This is a genomic window from Pararobbsia alpina, from assembly GCF_965118125.1.
In the GTDB taxonomy this organism is placed as follows: domain Bacteria; phylum Pseudomonadota; class Gammaproteobacteria; order Burkholderiales; family Burkholderiaceae; genus Pararobbsia; species Pararobbsia alpina_A.
This window is the reverse complement of sequence record NZ_OZ221288.1, coordinates 1,915,001-1,932,956: the sequence shown is the minus strand read 5'-3', so window position 1 is coordinate 1,932,956 and position 17,956 is coordinate 1,915,001. Positions and strand designations below refer to the sequence as shown.

13 protein-coding genes and 1 pseudogene are annotated in these 17,956 nt (G+C 62.4%); 9 read left to right on the top strand and 5 right to left on the bottom strand.

From position 1 onward, the window contains the following. Window positions 1-671: 671 nt before the first annotated feature. Window positions 672-1,460 (bottom strand): GntR family transcriptional regulator, encoded by a 789-nt coding sequence (locus ACMFWR_RS26675; RefSeq protein ID WP_413195385.1) that lies wholly within the window; start codon window positions 1,458-1,460, stop codon window positions 672-674. Window positions 1,461-1,776: 316 nt separating this feature from the next. Here ACMFWR_RS26675 and ACMFWR_RS26670 point away from each other — a divergent pair, with 316 nt between their 5' ends. Further along, the gene (locus tag ACMFWR_RS26670) at window positions 1,777-2,625 is read left to right on the top strand and encodes a MaoC family dehydratase N-terminal domain-containing protein (RefSeq protein WP_413195384.1); all 849 of its coding nucleotides are present in this window, start codon (window positions 1,777-1,779) and stop codon (window positions 2,623-2,625) included. A gap of 174 nt (window positions 2,626-2,799) precedes the next feature. Here the strand turns inward: ACMFWR_RS26670 and ACMFWR_RS26665 are convergent, their stop codons facing one another. From ACMFWR_RS26665 to ACMFWR_RS26650, 4 genes and pseudogenes are all read right to left on the bottom strand, one after another. Continuing rightward, window positions 2,800-4,074 carry an EAL and HDOD domain-containing protein gene (locus ACMFWR_RS26665; protein ID WP_413195383.1) on the bottom strand — a complete coding sequence of 425 codons (1,275 nt, stop codon included), beginning with the start codon at window positions 4,072-4,074 and terminating at the stop codon, window positions 2,800-2,802. Between the two features lie 346 nt (window positions 4,075-4,420). Next, window positions 4,421-5,323: a DUF2950 domain-containing protein gene (locus ACMFWR_RS26660; protein WP_413195382.1), complete on the bottom strand. Its 903-nt coding sequence runs from the start codon at window positions 5,321-5,323 to the stop codon at window positions 4,421-4,423. Between the two features lie 128 nt (window positions 5,324-5,451). Continuing rightward, window positions 5,452-6,993, bottom strand: a complete 1,542-nt coding sequence (locus ACMFWR_RS26655) for a DUF3300 domain-containing protein (protein ID WP_413195381.1) — start codon at window positions 6,991-6,993, stop codon at window positions 5,452-5,454. A gap of 551 nt (window positions 6,994-7,544) precedes the next feature. Next, window positions 7,545-8,879: pseudogene (locus ACMFWR_RS26650) on the bottom strand (MFS transporter); the annotation flags it as partial. 258 nt (window positions 8,880-9,137) lie between these two features. Between ACMFWR_RS26650 and ACMFWR_RS26645 the strand changes: the two are divergent. The 8 genes from ACMFWR_RS26645 to ACMFWR_RS26610 all read left to right on the top strand — a co-directional run bounded on the left by ACMFWR_RS26645 (window position 9,138) and on the right by ACMFWR_RS26610 (window position 17,921). Further along, complete coding sequence (locus tag ACMFWR_RS26645) at window positions 9,138-10,076, top strand: branched-chain amino acid ABC transporter permease (RefSeq protein ID WP_413195380.1); 939 nt, start codon at window positions 9,138-9,140, stop codon at window positions 10,074-10,076. Further along, window positions 10,073-11,386 carry a branched-chain amino acid ABC transporter permease gene (locus ACMFWR_RS26640; RefSeq protein ID WP_413195379.1) on the top strand — a complete coding sequence of 438 codons (1,314 nt, stop codon included), beginning with the start codon at window positions 10,073-10,075 and terminating at the stop codon, window positions 11,384-11,386. Before ACMFWR_RS26645 ends, ACMFWR_RS26640 begins: the two co-directional genes overlap by 4 nt. Beyond that, on the top strand, window positions 11,367-12,245 hold the full coding sequence (locus ACMFWR_RS26635) for an ABC transporter ATP-binding protein (RefSeq protein WP_413195378.1): 879 nt from the start codon (window positions 11,367-11,369) through the stop codon (window positions 12,243-12,245). The genes ACMFWR_RS26640 and ACMFWR_RS26635 overlap by 20 nt, the downstream gene beginning before the upstream one ends. Further along, window positions 12,242-12,943, top strand: a complete 702-nt coding sequence (locus tag ACMFWR_RS26630; RefSeq protein ID WP_413195377.1) for an ABC transporter ATP-binding protein — start codon at window positions 12,242-12,244, stop codon at window positions 12,941-12,943. Before ACMFWR_RS26635 ends, ACMFWR_RS26630 begins: the two co-directional genes overlap by 4 nt. Window positions 12,944-13,212: 269 nt before the next feature. After that, complete coding sequence (gene zwf / locus ACMFWR_RS26625; protein WP_413195376.1) at window positions 13,213-14,685, top strand: glucose-6-phosphate dehydrogenase; 1,473 nt, start codon at window positions 13,213-13,215, stop codon at window positions 14,683-14,685. A gap of 70 nt (window positions 14,686-14,755) precedes the next feature. Continuing rightward, a complete protein-coding gene (locus ACMFWR_RS26620; protein ID WP_413195375.1) occupies window positions 14,756-15,238 on the top strand; it encodes a GNAT family N-acetyltransferase in 483 nt (160 codons plus the stop codon). 12 nt (window positions 15,239-15,250) lie between these two features. Then, a complete protein-coding gene (locus tag ACMFWR_RS26615; RefSeq protein ID WP_413195374.1) occupies window positions 15,251-15,607 on the top strand; it encodes a DUF1304 domain-containing protein in 357 nt (118 codons plus the stop codon). Between the two features lie 802 nt (window positions 15,608-16,409). Beyond that, on the top strand, window positions 16,410-17,921 hold the full coding sequence (locus ACMFWR_RS26610; RefSeq protein WP_413195373.1) for a carbohydrate porin: 1,512 nt from the start codon (window positions 16,410-16,412) through the stop codon (window positions 17,919-17,921). Window positions 17,922-17,956 lie beyond the last annotated feature (35 nt).

Below are 17,956 nucleotides of genomic sequence, written 5' to 3'. Positions count from 1 at the left end.
GGCAAGGTGCGGGGCAGCGGGGACGCTGCCCTTTGCATCGAGGTGAAGTTACCCGGAGCACCTCACCAAAGCACCGTTCACACGGTCTTTTTGCGCGAAAGAACCCCGTTTCGTCTCACCTTGATTCCCGTAGTCCCTCACCAATGGTCCCTGTTTGAGTTCACCATCGATGCAAGCGGTCCCTGTTGAACCTCACCATAACTGAGGCTCACGGTGAATGTGCACACTCGGTCCATCTCACCTTGCACAAAGGTGAGTCGCCAGAAGATGAAATCTCACCTCAAATCGAGTTCTGACGCGGGTTTCGAGCTCCCTTTGTGCTATTCAGCCCCTCAAGTTCCCTGTGAAAGCTCACCTGCACGATGGTGATTTGGGCGCTGCACCATTCATGCCGAATTCGGTTAGTTTCCTGTTTCACCTCACCTATAGATCCCCGTTTGTTCTCACCCGACGCGGGCCTGTAGTTCCCTGTTGGACCTCACTTTGGGTCTGCCCAAGGTCCCCGTAAATCCTCACTCCGAGGTGTGCGGCTACGGTCCCTGTTGAGTCTCACGTATCGAGAAATTGTCAGTCCCCGCAAAGGCTCACCTGCACAGCGATGTGGGAATCGGGGTGTTTCTAACGCGTTGATTTATAAGCGCTTAACGTTAAGAAACTATCGGCGAGAAGTGTCAGTACGCCAACGGCTCTGCATTCGGCGATGCAAGCCGGGCGCGCTTGCGTTCCGCGCGCAGGCGGTATTGAAACGCGTCGCCGCGAAAGCAGATGGTTTCGTAGTCGATCGGCCGGCCCTCAGCGGAGAAACTCAGGCGCTCGATCCGCAGAATCGGTGAGTCGAGCGCGACGTTGAGCGGTGCGCTCAGCGTGGAATCGGCCAATATCGCGTCGATCCGCACGTCGGCGTGACCGAGCGCAATACCGCAGTCGTTCTCGAGAATCAGAAAAATATCGCGTGTCGCAAGATCGGCGTTGATCACCCGGCGGCCGGGATCGAGCGGCAACCACGTGGTTTCGAGCGAGACGGGTTCGCGATTGAGCAGCCGGATGCGCTCGACACGTACGACATGGCTACCGGGATCAATAGCCAACTGCTTCGCGACATACACATCGGCTTCGACAATGGCCTTATCGATGACGCGATTGACGATCTCATGCCCCATCGAGGCCATGGCCTCGGCAAACCCCTGCAGCGAGGTGACGTTCTGATAAGCCTTGGGCTTTGCGACAAACGTTCCCTTGCCGTGAATACGGAAAATCAGCCCTTCTTTCTGCAGGTCGCCGAGCGCCTGACGCACGGTAATGCGGCTCACGTCGAACATCGCACCGAGTTCGCTTTCTGACGGCAACTGACTGTGTGCCGGATAGCTGCCGTCAAGAATCGAGCTTCGCAGCCGGTCCTTGATTTGCATATAAAGCGGAATCGGTAAAACAGTGGATGCCGCACCATTGAGTTTGGACATAATCGGGAACAGATCCGGATCGACAATCCGGCTTGTTATGATGAGCGCGAACTAGCTTAAGAAAACGCTGAACCCGAATGAACCAAGTATTTCTGCTATCGGAAGCAGAAATCAAAGAAAAGCCCGCTATTCGAACGACGGCACTGTAATAAACATCGTCACAATACGGGACATTCACGTAAGGCACGTTTTGGGGAAGTCTGGCAGGCTTGCGCGTGGCATTGGCAGACCCATGTCTGTGCGCAGGTCAGGTTCCGCACCAGGCGGAACCGCGATGGACCATGAAGTCTGAACAGGGAGCGGGGAGACGGGGTAGATGGATATCGACTATTTGCGCAAATGGGTCGGTCGCACGGAGCGGGCGTTCGATGACATCAGCCCGACGCCGCCGGCAGTATTGGCGGCGGCACTCGACCGGCAGGAGCCGCGCCTGGCCGACGGCGACCCGCTGCCCCTGCTGCGTCACTGGCTGTACTTCCCTGCCGTGACCCGGCGCTCGGAACTCGATCCGGACGGCCATCCGCGCCGCGGCGGGTTTCTGCCGCCCGTTCCGCTTCAACGCCGCCTGTTCGCCGGCGCGAAGCTCACGTTCAATCTGCCGATCCGCGTGGGTGATAACGTCGAGCGCACCTCGCGTGTCGTCGGTATCGACCAGAAGACGGGCCGCGCGGGCGATCCGTTGTTATTCGTGCGCGTGCAGCGCGAATATCGCAACCAGAGCGGCATGACGGTGCTCGAAGACCACGACATCGTCTACCGCGACCGTCCGAAGCCCGGCGACGCCGTGCCGCCGACGCGGCTTGCGCCCGAGGAGCACGACTGGGCCGACGAGATGAAGGTCGACGAAGTGCTGCTGTTCCAGTACTCGGCGCTGACGTTCAATCAGCACCGGATTCACTACGACCGCACATACGCGACGACGGAAGAAGGCTATCCGGGCCTGATGGTCCATGCGCCGCTTGTGGCCACGCTGCTCGTCGATTCGCTGCGCGATCACCTGCCGGCTCGCCGGCTGCAGACGCTCGAGTTTCGTGCTGTAGGTCCGCTGTTCGACAACGAGCCTTTTCTCGTATGCGGACAGCGCCGTTCGGTTGGCGAAGCACGACTCTGGGCGCAGAAGATGGACGGCTCGCTGGCAATGGACGCGCTCGCGGTCTTCGGATAACACGCCATCGGATTGGCGTTGGACCGTGCTGGAGGTGGAAGGGTCAGGGCAATCGAGGGCGCGGTGCGAAGGCGCCGCGCATGAAGGACCCTGCGCAGGCGCATAACTTCCGCGGGCCCTGCGCATTTCTGCCCTCGACACGCTGCGTGACGAGGGCATGTCCCTGCGCTGACGTCAGCTCGACGTCTTCTCCGCGAACCACGACGCGGCCGCGAGGCCGATGTGGGAGATCAGATACGGCGTCAGTTCGGGCAGACGCGTGCAAGCGCTTTCTATTTTGGCCGTATCGCCGAGTTCGGCGGCTTCGGCTGCATCGAGCAGACGCCCGAGATCGCCGTCGCGATGGCGAATCGCCGCTTCGATCGGCCCGGCGAGACGCAGCTTGTCGAGCAGCTCGTTCATCGGCGCATCGAACACCGCATCGACCAGCGAAAACACACCCGTCATGAATGCGGCGTCGAGTCTCGCCTCGTCACCCGGCCAGAGCAGGCCTGCCGCGAGCTCCATAAACCGCGCACGCGTGCCGGCCAGCAGCACCAGCGGGTCAGACGCGATTGGCAGGTTGCGGCCGTCCGCGTACAAGAGCAATTGCGCCCATCGGGAGATCTGACGCGTGCCGAGCACCATGATCGCTTCGCGTAGCGATGCGATCGGCCGGGACAGTCCGAAAGCCGTCGCATTGACGAGCCGCAGCAGTTGCATGACCAGCCCGGGACTGGTCTTGAGCTCGGATTCGAGATCGTCGAGCTGGGCATCGCCGCTCAGCAGTCCGAGCACGCGGAGCAAAGCGTGACGCGACGAATTGGCGCGCCGTGACACGAGCACCTGCGGCCTGGCGAAGTAATACCCCTGGAACAGATCGAAGCCGAGCTGCATCGCCCGATCGTGGTCCGCGCGGGTTTCGACCTTCTCGGCAAGCAGTGTCTTGTTGTGTGCCTTGAGCTTTTGCACCAGCGGCTCAAGATGATCGGGCTGGCAATACAGCAAATCGACCTTGACCACGTCGACATGCGGCAGGATGGCTTCAAGCGACTCCGACCAGCGCGTGACATCGTCGAGCGCGAAACGGAAACCGGCGCGCCGCAATTGTGCGCATCGCGTGAACAGTGCGGAGTCGAAGGTCACGCCTTCGAGCACTTCGAGAATGAATCGATCGGGCGGAATCAGACTGACAACATCGTCATTGAGCAGATCGCGGCTGACATTCACATAACCGGGATGCCCGCCGAGTGCAGCGACGATGCCGACGTCAACGAACGTGCGTGCAAGTACGTGAGCGGTCGCTTCCATGTCGTCGACAATCGACGCCCGATTGATCGCATCGCTGCGAAACAACAGTTCGAATGCATGAAGGGCGCCGTTGCGGTCGACGATAGGCTGACGCCCGAGATAAACCCGATCGTCGGTGGCCGCGTTCGTCACGACCGATGCCGTAGAAGAATCATGCATATATGAATAAGCAATGCGATGCGTTGCCGCGCTGGAATCACGAACCGAAGCTTGCCAGCACATGGACAAACTGTCGACAAGCGCAGTGACTTATCGCGCATTATGAGCGATCGCCGAAACGAAACCTATAAGCAGGGAGAATACGAAAATTCGGCGTCTGCACCGAAATGACGTGTTGCTGATGGACTGTCGGTCGGATTTGCGCAACACATTTCACCGAATTTTCTTTTTCGATTATGGCGCAGGCCGAAACCGTGTACTCCTTCTACTGCGAATGACCGGTAGCCCGAAATGTGTGCGGCGCGGTGGCACATGAGCAGCCACCGCGCGCCTCGCGTGCTTTAAGTTACTGTGCCGCGGTCTGACTTTCGGGCACCGGCGTCCAGTCCGCCGAAGGGTCGAACGCCTTGATCGTCGAGACCCGGCCTGAGGTCTGCGGTCCGAAGTTGCGCTGGTAGACCTTGCCATCGCTGCCTGCGATAAACGTCATGATCCCCGTGTCGTCATACGTCACCGGCCATGCGATCACGGCGTACCCGCCGCTCATTACACCGTTCTGCACGTAGCTGCGCGCGCCGCCGGGTGCGTCCGCACCCTGCGCCGTCAGTATGCGGAAGTGATATCCGTGATATCCGCCGCCCTGTCGCGCTTTCGGATCCATGACCGCGGCAAGCGCACCGAGCGGGCTTTCGGGTTCGCCTTCATTGACCGGCCAGTAGAGCCCGTCGTGCTTGCCGGGATGACTGACGAATCGGTCGGCGTAGACCGTCTTGCCCTGCGATGTGGCGAAGTCGCGCTGCGCGTCGCCGATTGCCAGCACGGTCTGGATCGCCGCCAGTTCGTTGCGTCCGATGCGCCGCACCGCCATCTCCTCGTGGGCCGCGCGCACGTTGAAGTGCCATCCTTTCGCGGTCTTTTCGATCGGCACCGGCAGTGTCCAGCCGGAGTCGCCTGCTTGCAGATGAGCCACCCCGTTGCCGTTGTCGACGATCTCGTGATGCTTCGCGTACGAGGACAGGAACGCGTAGATATCGTCATCCGAGGCTTGCGGGACGAAGCGTGCGTAGTCCGAGCCGAGGATCTTCTTCAAGGCCTCATCGTCCTGCGTGGCCAGCGCTTGCTGGAGTGCAGTGGCCGCCGCGTCGGGCGTGGAATAGCTCGCCTGCGCCGATGCGGCCGAAGGGTAGATCGCAAGCGCCGCCGCGCACGCGGCGCCTGCGAGTGAAAGAGCGTGTCGTAACCGGGTCATGGGACGTTCCTTACATCAAGTCATTCGAATGCCATTCGAGGCACAGTGAGCAGCCGGCGTTGTTCCAGGCCTGCCGATCGGCGCGTGCTCGAAAGAAAGCACCGATCGGCCAAGCGACAGCCCGACGTCTACCGTCGCGCACGCACGCCGCCGCCGCCATGCGCACCGCCGACGCGGCCGCCACCGCCGCCACCGAAGCCGCCACCCCCTGCGCCGCCGCCGGGGGTGCCACCGCCGCCGAGTCCGCCGCCGCCCGCACGTGCACCGCCGTTCGATGCAACCGACCGGCTTTGCTGGCCTCGATCCATGCTTTGCCGGCTGGCGTTGCCGTTGCCGGCATCGCGCAGCGCGCTGTCGCGGTTCACGTTCTGTGCGCGGTTGCCAAGGTCGTTGTTGCCTCCGCCTGGCCGATTCCCGCCACCAGCGGCAACGCCGCCTCCGTTTGCACCGGGTCGATTGTTGTCGCCTCCGATGCCGCCGCGGCCGTTGTTGCCGCCCAGACCGCCGGCCTGGCCGTTGCCGGGCCCGCCGCCCTGACGGATGTTCTGTACACGGTCGCTCGCTGAGCCGTTCATGTTCTGGCCGGTGCGCTGGTTTAGTGTCTGCCGCGCCTGATCGCGCTGACCGCCGTCTCGTCCGCGATAGGCATCGCGGTTGGCGCCCAGGTTGTTGTTCGCGCCATTGAGATTGTTCGGCCGGTTGAAGCCACCGTTGGCGGCCGCCCGATTGCGCGCGTTGATTGCATTGGTGCGGTCCCAGTTCGACGTTGAGCGGTTTGCATCGATGCGATGGTTCACATTGATGTTGTTGTACCGGTTTACATTGACGTTGACGTCGTTGTGACCCCAGTCGCATCCACCCCACAACGCATTGGTGATGGCGATGCCGGTGCCGAATGCCAGGCCGCTGATGAGCGCCGTGCCGAACACGTAGCCCGGGGGCGGCGGCATATAGACCGGCGGATAGGACGGGTACGGCCACGTGCCATACACCGTCGTCGGGTTATAGCTCGGCACGTAGACGACTTGCGGGCTGGGTTGCTCGATCACGATCGTCTGCGGCGCCGATCCACCCGATGCCGGCTGGACAACCACCTTCTGCTGCTGCGACGTTTGCAGATTGCCGGCCTTGTAAGCGGCGTTGCGCAACCGCTGTACCGAGTCCATCACGTCGTTAGGTTGAGCGAGGAACGCTTGTCCGATGTTCTGCACCCAGTCGGGCTTTTGCGACATCGTCGCGAGCACCTGCGGAAATGCAACCAGCGACTGCACACTTGGATCCCATGCGGTCGCCGAGACGGCCTTGACCGCGTCGTCGCCCTGCAGCTTCGGATTCTGTTTGGACCAGGCGGCTGCGGCCATCACGTCGTCGGGAAACGTCGTGGCCATCAGGACCTGAGCCAGCAGTGCATCGGGATACAGCGCGACGGGCGCCGTCAGCGAATCGATCTGCTGTGCGCTGAGCTTTGGTGCTGCAGGCGCCGCTGCCGGTGCGGGCGTTGCGGCTTGTGCGTACGTCGCGGGCCCGTCGGCAGGGCTGGGCGATTGAGCATAAGACGGTGTGCTTGCACCGGTGATCGCGTTGATCGCGACCACGGTGCCGGCGGTGACGAGGCCGCTGACCACCGCGCCACCGATCCATTTGACATAGAGCTTGACGGAATCCGCCATTGTGGGCTCCCAGAAGCGTGAACAAGGCGACGATGTCGCCACATGACTGCATGTTCCGCGCAGGTGCGCCGGACCAGACGAGATGCAATATAAGTCGCAGCCCTTAAAAAGCAACGCGGTGTCCACGTCTGTGGGGGGCGTTCCGTCTATTCGCTCATCAACAGCGCGCTAACCATTCGGGTCGCACGCAATGCGACGCGGCATGGCTTCACTGGCGACACGGCCGAAGGCTCAAAATCAGGCTGAAATGGATATGAGAAGCCCGCATGACGGGGCCTTGGCCGTTGATCGGCCTGGCGGTGCGTGTCGCAAATAATGCGTCGCCTTGATCGGCGAGCAGGGGGGCGCTCGATGCAGTCTGTGTCGTCGAGCAGAAATGTATCTGCGGAAATTTCAGATCGAGGTGTAGGAAGAGTCTTATTCGATATCAGACATCTGCCCGTGATAAGCCAAGACGATTCCGATATCCGAATCAAACTGCGCCGCAGTCCTACACGCGGCACAGTCGTTTCCTGCAAGTCAATTCAGGCTCGCGGTGCGCGGCGGGCCTTCAACCACGCCGTGAATCGGCGCGGAAATTCCGGTACGGCGTAAAACAGGGCGCCGGTCACGACGATGTTGAGCACGGCAGTCGTCAGATAGATGCCCGGAATCGACACGTGAAGCGCGGTCAGGCCGAGCGCCATCAACGACGACACGATCATGAACAGCGAATTGAGAATATTGTTCGCCGCGATCATGCGTGCGCGATGCGTGGTCTGACTGCGGCTCTGGATCATCGCGTAAAGCGGCACGCTGTAGATCCCGCCCGACACCGACAACAGCAACAGATCGATCAGCACCCGCCAGTGCGCGCCGCTCGAGAGAAACGCCCCGATCCCGGCCAGCGCCTCCACATGCGGCGCGCGATGAGAAGCGAAGAACAGGTCCGCCGCGAAGATCGTCATGCCGATCGCGCCCAGCGGCACGAGCCCCGGCTCGACCTGCTTTCCGGACAGACGTTCGCAGAGCAGCGACCCGACGCCGATCCCGATCGAAAACGTCGCGAGCAACATCGTCACGACGTCGGCGTTGGCGCCGAGAATGTCCTTGGCGAAACTGAAAAACGAGGTGAGCAGTGTCGCGCCGACAAACCAGAGCCACGAAATGCCGAGCAGGCTCACGAACAGGGTGCGGTCGGTGGCGGCGAGCCTGAGGTTGCGGGCGGTTTCGGTCAGCGGGTTCCAGTTGATCGCCAGGTTCTCCGCCGGGGCGGGCGATGGCGGCACGAAGCCTGCGAAAACGCGACCCGCGATGGCCACGCCGATACAGAACAGCGAGAGCACGAGCGCGCCGTGTTCTCCCGCACTGGCCGCCTCGCCGCCCGCGATCGTGCCCACGAGAATCGCGATAAAGGTGCCTGACTCGACAATGCCGTTGCCGCCGACCAGTTCGTCCGACTTCAGATGTTGCGGCAGGTACGCGTATTTGACGGGGCCGAACAACGTCGAATGCATGCCCATCATGAACGTGCACGCGTAAAGAATGCCCACGTTATGCGTGAGATAGCCGACGGTGCCGAGCGCCATGATGCCGATCTCGAACAGCTTGACGAGACGGGTCAGGCGCGCCTTGTCGTATTTGTCCGCGATCTGACCCGAGGTCGCCGAGAACAGCACGAACGGAAGGATGAAGATCGCCGAAATGATGAAGGCGGCCGACTGGGCGTTGACGTTCCCGAATGCGACCGCATCGAACGTCAGCAGCGACGTGAAGCCGACCTTGAAGATATTGTCGTTGGTCGCACCGAGGAACAGCGTCCAGAAGAACGGCGCAAAACGCCGCTCTCGCATCAGCTGGTACTGGTTGTGATGCGTGTTTGATGCGTCGCGCAAAATCTCGCTCATGGGGTGTGAGAGGTTCGCCTGAGAGGTTCGACAGGCCGGTACCGGCCGATATGCGCGGGATTCTAGCCCACGCCGATGCGTGATCCGTGACGGTGCCTTCGGCGGCTGTATTGCCGCGGTAGTGCCGTTGTACCGCCGCCGCCCTATCCCATCTGCCCCTCGTGCGCCTATGCTGAATACAATTCGGCGCGGATTCGAAACCCGGCGCGATACCATTCGAGCCGTCCGCCCATCCCACGACCTCGCCTGGAGCCCTGAATGATGTCTGCCGCGCCGCTTGCGTTCTGGCTCACGAACAGCCTGACGGCGCTTGCCTCCGGACTGCTGTTGTTCATGCTGTCTGCCGGGCTGACCCTGGTGTTCAGCCTGATGGGCGTGATGAACTTTGCGCACGCGAGCTTCTATATGCTCGGCGCCTATTTCGCCTTCGCCCTGGCCCGGCACATCGGGTTCTGGCCGGCCCTGATCATCGCGCCGATCGCGGTGGCGCTCGCGGGCGCCGCGATCGAGCGGGCCGGCCTGCGGCGCTTGCGCACGCACGGGCAAGGCGCCGAGCTGCTGTTCACGTTTGGACTGGCGTACCTGATCGACGAGATCGTCAAGCTGGCCTGGGGCTTGTCGCCGCAGACGGCCGATCTGCCCGCGATCCTCGACGGCCCGCTGTTCACGTGGTTCGACGTGCCGTTTCCTCGCTATCGGGCATTCATGATGGCGGTCTCGGCGGCCATGCTGGTCTTGCTGACCGTTGCGTTGCGGCGCAGCCGCACGGGGCTCGTGATCGAGGCCGCGCGCACGCACCCCGATGCGGTCGCCGCGCTCGGGCACGATGTGGACGCGGTGTTCACGCTGGTCTTCGCGCTCGGTGCCGGACTGGCGGGGCTCGCCGGCGTGGTTGGCGGCTACGCCTTTGTCGTCGAGCCGACGATGGCGCAGTCGATCGGGCCGATCGTATTCGTCGTCGCGGTGGTCGGCGGTCTGGGTTCGCTGCGCGGCGCGTTTATCGCTTCGCTTTCGATCGGCTTTATCCAGACGTTCGCCGTGGCGCTCGACTGGCCGCTGATGCCGCCTGTGGAGAGCGGCCCGAGCCTGACGCTCGGACGGATCGCACCGATGCTGCCCTACGTGCTGTTGATCGCGACGCTGCTATTCAGGCCGAATGGCTGGCTGGGCGCGCGTCTGGCCGGAGGAGACAATTGAACCCGCTCGATCGCCTGCGTCCCGCGGACCGGATGCTCGATGCATCGGTGCCGGTGCGCGATATCGCGGACATGACCGAGCCGGCCTATGGGGCGCGCATGTCCGCGCGTATGCGACTGGTCTGTATCGCGCTGGTGGTGCTCGCTTGCGTACCGGTGTGGTCGGGCGGGCTGGCCTTGACTTGTGCGACGCAGTTCATGGTCATGGTGGTCTTCGCGCAGTCGTTCGAAGTGCTGCTTGGCGAAGCGGGTCTGCTGTCGTTCGGCCATGCGGCGTATTTCGGCCTGGGTGCGTTCGCGGCCGCGCTCGTGCTCAATGGCACTGGTGAGCAGGGCTGGGCCCTGCCGACACCCTTGTTGCCGCTGGTCGGTGCCTTTGCGGGTGCGGCCGGAGGCGCAACGCTCGGCTGGTTTGCAACACGTCGAGGCGGCATCGCCTTTGCAATGATCACGCTCGGCACGGGCGAGCTGCTTGCGACAGGCGCGTCGGCGTGGCCCGTTCTGTTTGGCGGCGAGGGCGGTATTGCGACGGATCGGACTTACGGCTGGTCGCCGGTCGATCTCGGGCCAACGCGGCATGTGTATGTATTGATCGCACTGTGGGCGGCGGCGAGTCTCGTTGCGATGCGGGCCTTCGCTCGCACGCCGCTTGGCCTGGCGGCGAACGCGGTGCGGGAGCAACCGATGCGCGCAGCGTTTGTCGGTTTCGATGTACGGCGCGTGCGTTACCGGACGCTGATGGTGTCGGCCGGATTCGCCGGGTTGGCCGGTTCGCTGATGACGCTGGCGAGCGAGCACGTGTCCGCAGATTCGTTCGGACTCGCGCAGTCCGGGGCGGTGCTGGTTGCTGTCGTACTCGGTGGCGCCGCGGGCTGGGGCGGTCCGGTGCTGGGGACGGCGCTCTACGTCGGCTGTTCCGTTGCGCTTGCGACCGTCACGCGCGCGTGGCCCTTCTATCTGGGCCTGATGTTTATCGGCGTGGTGTCGCTCGCGCCGCGCGGGCTGATCGGGCTGCCTAAAACGATGAACGCGACAATAAGCGCGACGATGCGCGCGCGTGGGTCCGTGCGTCAGTACGCGGGGGCGCTCGCGATCGCTGTTGCCGGGGTGCTGGCTATCGAGATGCTCTATCGGCTCACGATCGTCACGGACAGCAGCACGACGCTCGTCTGGTTCGGGCTGCCGATCGATGCGACGGCGACCTCGACGTGGTTGTGTGTGGCGTTCGTGATGGTGGCGGGTGCGGCGCTTGTTGTGGTGAGACCGAACAGGGACCGACGGAGGGGCGCCGATGTCCGCGCTGAGTCTTGAGGGGGTCGCCTACCGGGCCGGGCGTACCGACATCTTGCAGGGTGTCGATCTGCACGTGCGCGATGGTGAATGGCACGCATTGATCGGACCCAACGGCGCCGGTAAGTCGACGGTATTCGATGTGATCAGTGGCCGGTATCGGCCGATGTCCGGTCGCGTGGTTTTCGACGGTCATAACGTGAGTGGCCTGCCGCCGCATGCGATCCGCCGCCGCGGCTTGTCGCGCGCATTTCAGATGTCGTCGTTGTTCGATGGCATGAGCGTGGCCGAGAACTTGCGCATCGCGACGCTGGGCGCAGCGCAAGAGCACGGTGGAAGCGACACGCTGTGGCAACGGCTCAGCACGCGTGTCGATCTCGCGGGCGAGGCCGCGCGCCTCCTCGACGCGATCGGCCTGACGGCGCAGCGCGACAGCTGCGCCGCGGCGTTGCCGTATGCGCAGCGTCGACTGCTGGAGCTGGGTATCGCATTCGCCGGCGGCCCCTCATTCGTGCTGCTCGACGAACCGACCGCGGGCATGACGCGCGATGAAGCGCGTCACACGATCGAGATGCTTCGCGTGCTGGCCAGGGGCAAGACCTTGCTGATCGTCGAGCACGATATGAGTGTTGTGTTCGAACTCGCCCATCGCATCAGTGTGATTTCGCAGGGACTGGTCATCGCAAGCGGCACGCCGGATGAGATCCGTGGCAACGAGCACGTCCATCGTGTCTATGCGGGAGCGTTCGACGACGAGCCGGCTCGGGCGTATGCAGGTGACGCTGCGCTGCCGATGTACAAGCAGGCGAACGAAGTCGTGCGCGCGGACTTGCGTGCGTCGTCATCTGAGTCGGGCGGGTCGCAGGAGCTGCCTCGATGATGCCGCTGCTTGCCATCGACAATCTCCGTGCAGGCTATGGTGATGCCGAGGTCCTGCGCGGTGTGGGGCTCGAGGTGAATCGCGGTGAGATCGTGGCGCTGCTCGGCCGGAATGGCGCGGGCCGTTCGACGCTGGCCAAGGCGCTGATGGGCATCGTGGAGCGCACGGGCAGCGTGCGCATCGATGGTGCCGAAACGTCGCATTGGCGAACTGACGTGCTCGCACGCCATGGTCTTGCGTACGTAGCCGAAACGCGCGATGTGTTTCCGACCCTGACCGTACGACAGAACCTGTTGCTCGGACTACGCGCGGGGCGTGCGTTCGATGAAGTGTGCGCGCCGATGCTCGCGACTTTGCCGGCCCTTGCGCGGCGCCTCGATACGCGCGCCGGCGTCTTGTCGGGTGGCGAACAACAGATGCTGGCGATTGCTCGTGCGCTCGCGGGCGAGCCCGAGTTGCTGATCCTCGACGAGCCGACGGAAGGTCTTGCACCCTCTGTCGTCACGCAGATTGCCGCGTGGCTTGAAGCGCTCGCGGCTGAAGGACTGGGTGTGCTGTTGATCGAGCAAAAGCTTTCGATCGCGCTCAGGCTCGCGACGCGGGTGTATCTGATGGGGCGCGGCAAGATCGCCTTCACGGGCTCGCCCTCCGAGCTTGCCGACCGGCAGGAGACGCTGCGCCACTGGCTCGAGTGGTAACGAAGCTAACTGGCGTTGGTTGGCAAAGCGTGGCAACGTGCGCGCCGATGACCGTCTTGTGACGGTCAAAGACGGCGCGGCTCACGCGGCGAGCCATGAAGAAACCTGGCGCTTTGCGTTATAGTGCACGCGTGCCGCGCCGACGGGCGGCGGTGCACCCCTTGCGCCGTCTTGCACGGCGTCATCCCCTTTTCCTCCTGCATCGTGCGGACCCGGCGACATCACGTCTGAGCCGCGACATGCGGGAACTTGCCACGCGTTCGACTGCCATGACGATAAGCTCCACAGCATCGCTCGATCTCCCGCTGGACATGGTCATCTTCGGCGGAGGCGGCGACCTGTCCGCGAGAAAGCTCCTGCCCGCTCTTTTTATGGCCCACCTGCACGGCACCCTGCCGAAGCAGACGCGCATTCTCGCGATCGGCCGTCAGGACTGGACACGCGAGCGTTACCTTGAGTTCGTCGAAACGAAGTCGCGTCCGTTCATCGAACCCAAGGCACTGTCGCCCGAAGGCTGGCAGGCATTCCTGTCGATCTTCGAGTACGTGAAGATCGATGTCACGTCGGCCGAGGACTATCGCCGTCTCGCCGAGGTGTCGAGCGGCAACGTTCAACGCGTGTTCTATCTCGCGACATCGCCCGAGCTGTTCACGCAGATCTGCGACGGCCTCTCGAACGCGGGCCTCGTCGACGACAACGCACGCGTAGTGCTCGAAAAGCCGCTGGGTCACGACCTCGCGTCGGCACAAGCGATCAACAGCGATGTCGGCCGCTACTTCCAGGAACCGCAGATCTACCGGATCGACCACTACCTGGGCAAGGAGACGGTGCAGAACCTGATGGTGCTGCGCTTCGGCAATGCGCTGTTCGGCCCGCTGTGGCAAGCGCCGTACATCAAGAGCGTGCAGATCACGGTGGCGGAGTCGGTCGGCGTGGGTAGCCGCGCAGGCTTCTATGACCACACGGGTGCGCTGCGCGACATGGTGCAAAACCACTTGCTGCAGCTGCTGTGTATCGTGGCCATGGAACCGCCGGTCTCGCTCGATCCGGATGCCGTGCGCGACGAAAAGCTCAAGGTGCTGCGTTCGCTGCGCAAGATGTCGCCGGCCGAACTCGCACGCGACACGGTGCGCGGTCAGTATGCAGCCGGTGCCGTCGGTGGCGAACCGGTCAAGGGTTATCTGCAGGAAGAAGGCGTGCCCGCGGAAAGCAATACCGAAACCTTCGTCGCACTCAAGGTGCAGATTGACAACTGGCGCTGGGCCAACGTGCCGTTCTTCCTGCGCACGGGCAAGCGTCTCGCGAAGCGTCAATCGGAAATCGTCATCGAGTTTGCCGACCTGCCGTTCTCGATCATCCCCGATGGCCCGCGTGATCGCAGCAACCGCCTCGTGATTCGCCTCCAGCCGGAAGAGTCGATCCAGCTTCAGATGATGGCGAAGGAACCGGGCAGCGGCATGCAGATGCTGCCGGTGAGCCTGAGCCTCGATCTCGAGACGTCGTCGAACCTGCGCCGTCCGGAAGCGTATGAGCGTCTGCTGATCGACGTGGTGCGCGGCCGTCTCACCCACTTCATGCGTCGCGACGAACTCGAAGCCGCATGGACGTGGGTCGAGCCGATTCTCAACGGCTGGGCGCAATCCAACGAACGTCCGCGTCAATACACGGCGGGCACGTGGGGACCGGCGGCATCGTCGGCGCTGATGGCGCGTTACAACATGACGTGGTCGGAAGAAACCTGATCGCGTGAATTCGCTGTCATGGGGCTCGCCTCATGACAGCCGCCGCCGTGTGCCGAAGAGAACAATAAAGATGATCGAGCTCAAGCCGATGTCGGCGCAGGACTTCGAAGTGTTCGAACGGGTTTCCATCGAGCGGTATGCGGCCGATACGCTGCGCACCGACGGTGGCACCGAGGCGTCGGCATTGGAGTACGCAAAGGCATCGTTTGCCAAGCTGCTGCCCGAGCATGAAGCGACGCCCGATCACTTTCTCTACACGATTCACAGTGTCGAACGCGATGCAGACGTCGGCACGATCTGGATCGGCATCGTCACGCAAAGGCAGCGTCGCTCGGCATATGTGTTCGATATCCATGTCGAGGCGGCGTGGCGCCGCATGGGGTTCGCCACCGAGGCCTTCCGGGCCGTCGAGGCGCGGGTGCGCGAGCTGGGCCTGACGGAGATCGGGCTGCACGTATTCGGCTACAACGAGAGTGCGTACGCGCTGTATCGACACCTCGGCTATCGACCCACGCACATTTCGATGGTCAAGTCGCTGACCGCGGAGATCTAAAAGAACAACATCATGATCGCGAAGATTCTCTACCTGGTTGTCGTGCTGATTCACGTCTATATCGTGCTGCTCGAGATGGTCTTCTGGAAGAAGCGTGCGGGCCGCGTGTTCCGGATGCCGCAAGCTCTCGTCGAACAGACGGCGCCGATGGCGTCGAATCAGGGGCTCTACAACCTGTTTCTTGTGGTCGCCTTGTTGTTGGGCATCGGTCTGTCGGATCCGCGGCTTGCCACAGCGTTCGGCGCGTACGCGCTCGGATGTGTCGGTGTGGCGGGCCTCTGGGGTGCGCTGACCGTGTCGCCGCGTATCGCGCTCGTGCAGACCGCACCGGCGTTGCTTGCGCTGATCGCTTACTACTTCGGCATCTGATCCATCCGATAGGTCCGATATCGGTGATTCATCGCTTCCCGGGCATTAACCTGTATATCAATAGTTTTCTAACGGTTAATGAATGGGATACCAAAACCGTCGAATTGGATAAATGTCATTTATTGCGAATTCGCAAACTCAATAAACTGACGAATCCGTCGGTTTTCAATTACCTGCTGTAAGCAAATTGATGTTGTCTGTGTGGTGACTCACTGAAGAAGTCGCACCACGATGCAAACAGTCGACATTCGGCCGCATCGTTCCCAATCGTTCCCCAGTGAAACCCTTATCGCCAGCGCGGGTTGTTGTCACACCAACACGATAACCTTCTCGCGCTCGCGGGTTCCGAATTCAATAATCCCTACATTGCTTTCGGCATGCGCCGCATGAAACACGCGCAGGACCTCCGCCCGCAAGCCCCAGCCAGCCTGGGCGCGGCACGGTGCGCGTGGGCAAAATATTTCAGCCAGCCTTTATCCGCAGGGGAATCGCGCGATGTCTATCCGAAGACTTGAACCGGGCGTTTGGGGTTCGCATGCGCCGCGTGATTGGATCGTTTTTGCGTTCGCTGAAAGGTTTGTGAAAGTTTATCTAAATTGCTTTTAGAAAGGAAAATCGAAGACCTTATTTACTCCAATGCTAATCATTCTTATTTGCGTTGACAGTTTTATTCCCGGTCTATACCATTTTTCCCATCTTGTTCACTCGCTCGAAAAAATGGCCGACGGGAGCGCGTCATTTCCGCGGCCGCCAAGCATGTGCCACGCGTGCCTTTCGCGCACGCAGACAATAAGGAAGACGAATGATCAGCACACGCCCGCGCCACCGGCGCGACGCGGCGCTCACCCGTCAGGGTGGCGCGCCCTTTTCGCATCTGAAGCGAGGTCTTCTCGCATCGGCCGTCATTTTCGCAAGCGCGGGCGCCGCGCCGGCGTTCGCGAGTCCGATGGCGCAGGTCAATCCGGATGCGCTCGACGCGCCCGAGGCCGATGTCGCGATCAAGGGACAGCAAACGGACTTCTTTAGCGGTATCTGGACGCGTTCGACGCTGCTGGGCGACATGGGTGGCTTGCGCTCGTTTCTCGGACGCGCGGGCATTACGCTGGACATCAATGAAACAAGTGAGCTGTTCGGCAACCTGTCCGGGGGCATCGACAAGGGCCACGCCTACGACGGCCTGACCGTTGCCACCATTCAGATGGACACCAAGCAGGCGTTCGGGTGGGAAGGCGGTCTGTTCAATGTGAGCGGCGAGCAGATCCATGGCACGAACCTGAGCACGCGCTACCTCGGCACGCTGAATACGGCGAGCGGTATTGAAGCGACGCCCGAGACGCGCCTCTGGGAACTCTGGTATCAGCAGTCGTTTTTCAACAAGAAATTCGACATCAAGATCGGGCAGCAGAGTCTTGACCAGGAATTCATGGTCAGCACGTACGGCCTGACTTTCGTGAATACGATGTTCGGCTGGCCGGGCGTGCCGTCGTATGACCTGCCGTCAGGCGGCCCTGCGTATCCGCTGTCGGGTCTCGGCGTGCGCGTACGCGGGCAGATCGCTCCCGGCCTCACGGGATTGTTCGGCGTCTTCGCGGGCGACCCGTCGGGCAATCGCGACGACAACCACGGTACCAATTTCAGCCTGAACGGCAGCACGCTGTTCATCGGGGAACTGCAGTACGGGATCAATCAGCCTGTTGAAGGCGATATGGATCTCGGCGGCAACAACAACGCGCTGCCGGGCATGTACAAGCTCGGAGCGTGGTATCACAACGGCAGCTTTGCCGACCAGCGCTTCGACTCGAACGGCGTGCCGCTCGTGAGCCCGGACAGCAACGGCATTGGCGCGCAGCATCACGGCAACTACAGCATTTACGCCGTGGCGGACCAGATGATCTGGCGTCCCGACCCCGCGGAGCCGAAGTCTCTTGGCGTCTTTGCGCGCGTGATGTACGCGCCGACGGACCAGAACCTCGTGCGTGCGAGCGCGAACCTCGGGCTCTCGCTCAAGGCGCCGTTCAGCGGCCGCGACAACGACGTAGCCGGCATCGCGGTGACCTACATCAAGGTCAGCGATCAGGCACGCCAGTCCGACCAGGACTTCATCGATGAAAACCCCGGCATGTTTGCGCTGCTGCGCAGCTCGGAAACGGTGATCGAAGCGACCTACCAGTACCAGGTCGCGCCGTGGTGGATCCTCCAGGCCGATGCGCAATATGTGTTCAATCCGGGTGGCGGCATCGTGAACCCGAACGATCCGACGCAGAAGATCAAGAACGAGTTCGTGCTCGGGCTGCGGACCAACATCACCTTCTGATGACGATGACGCGCACGACTATGACAACGCCCTAT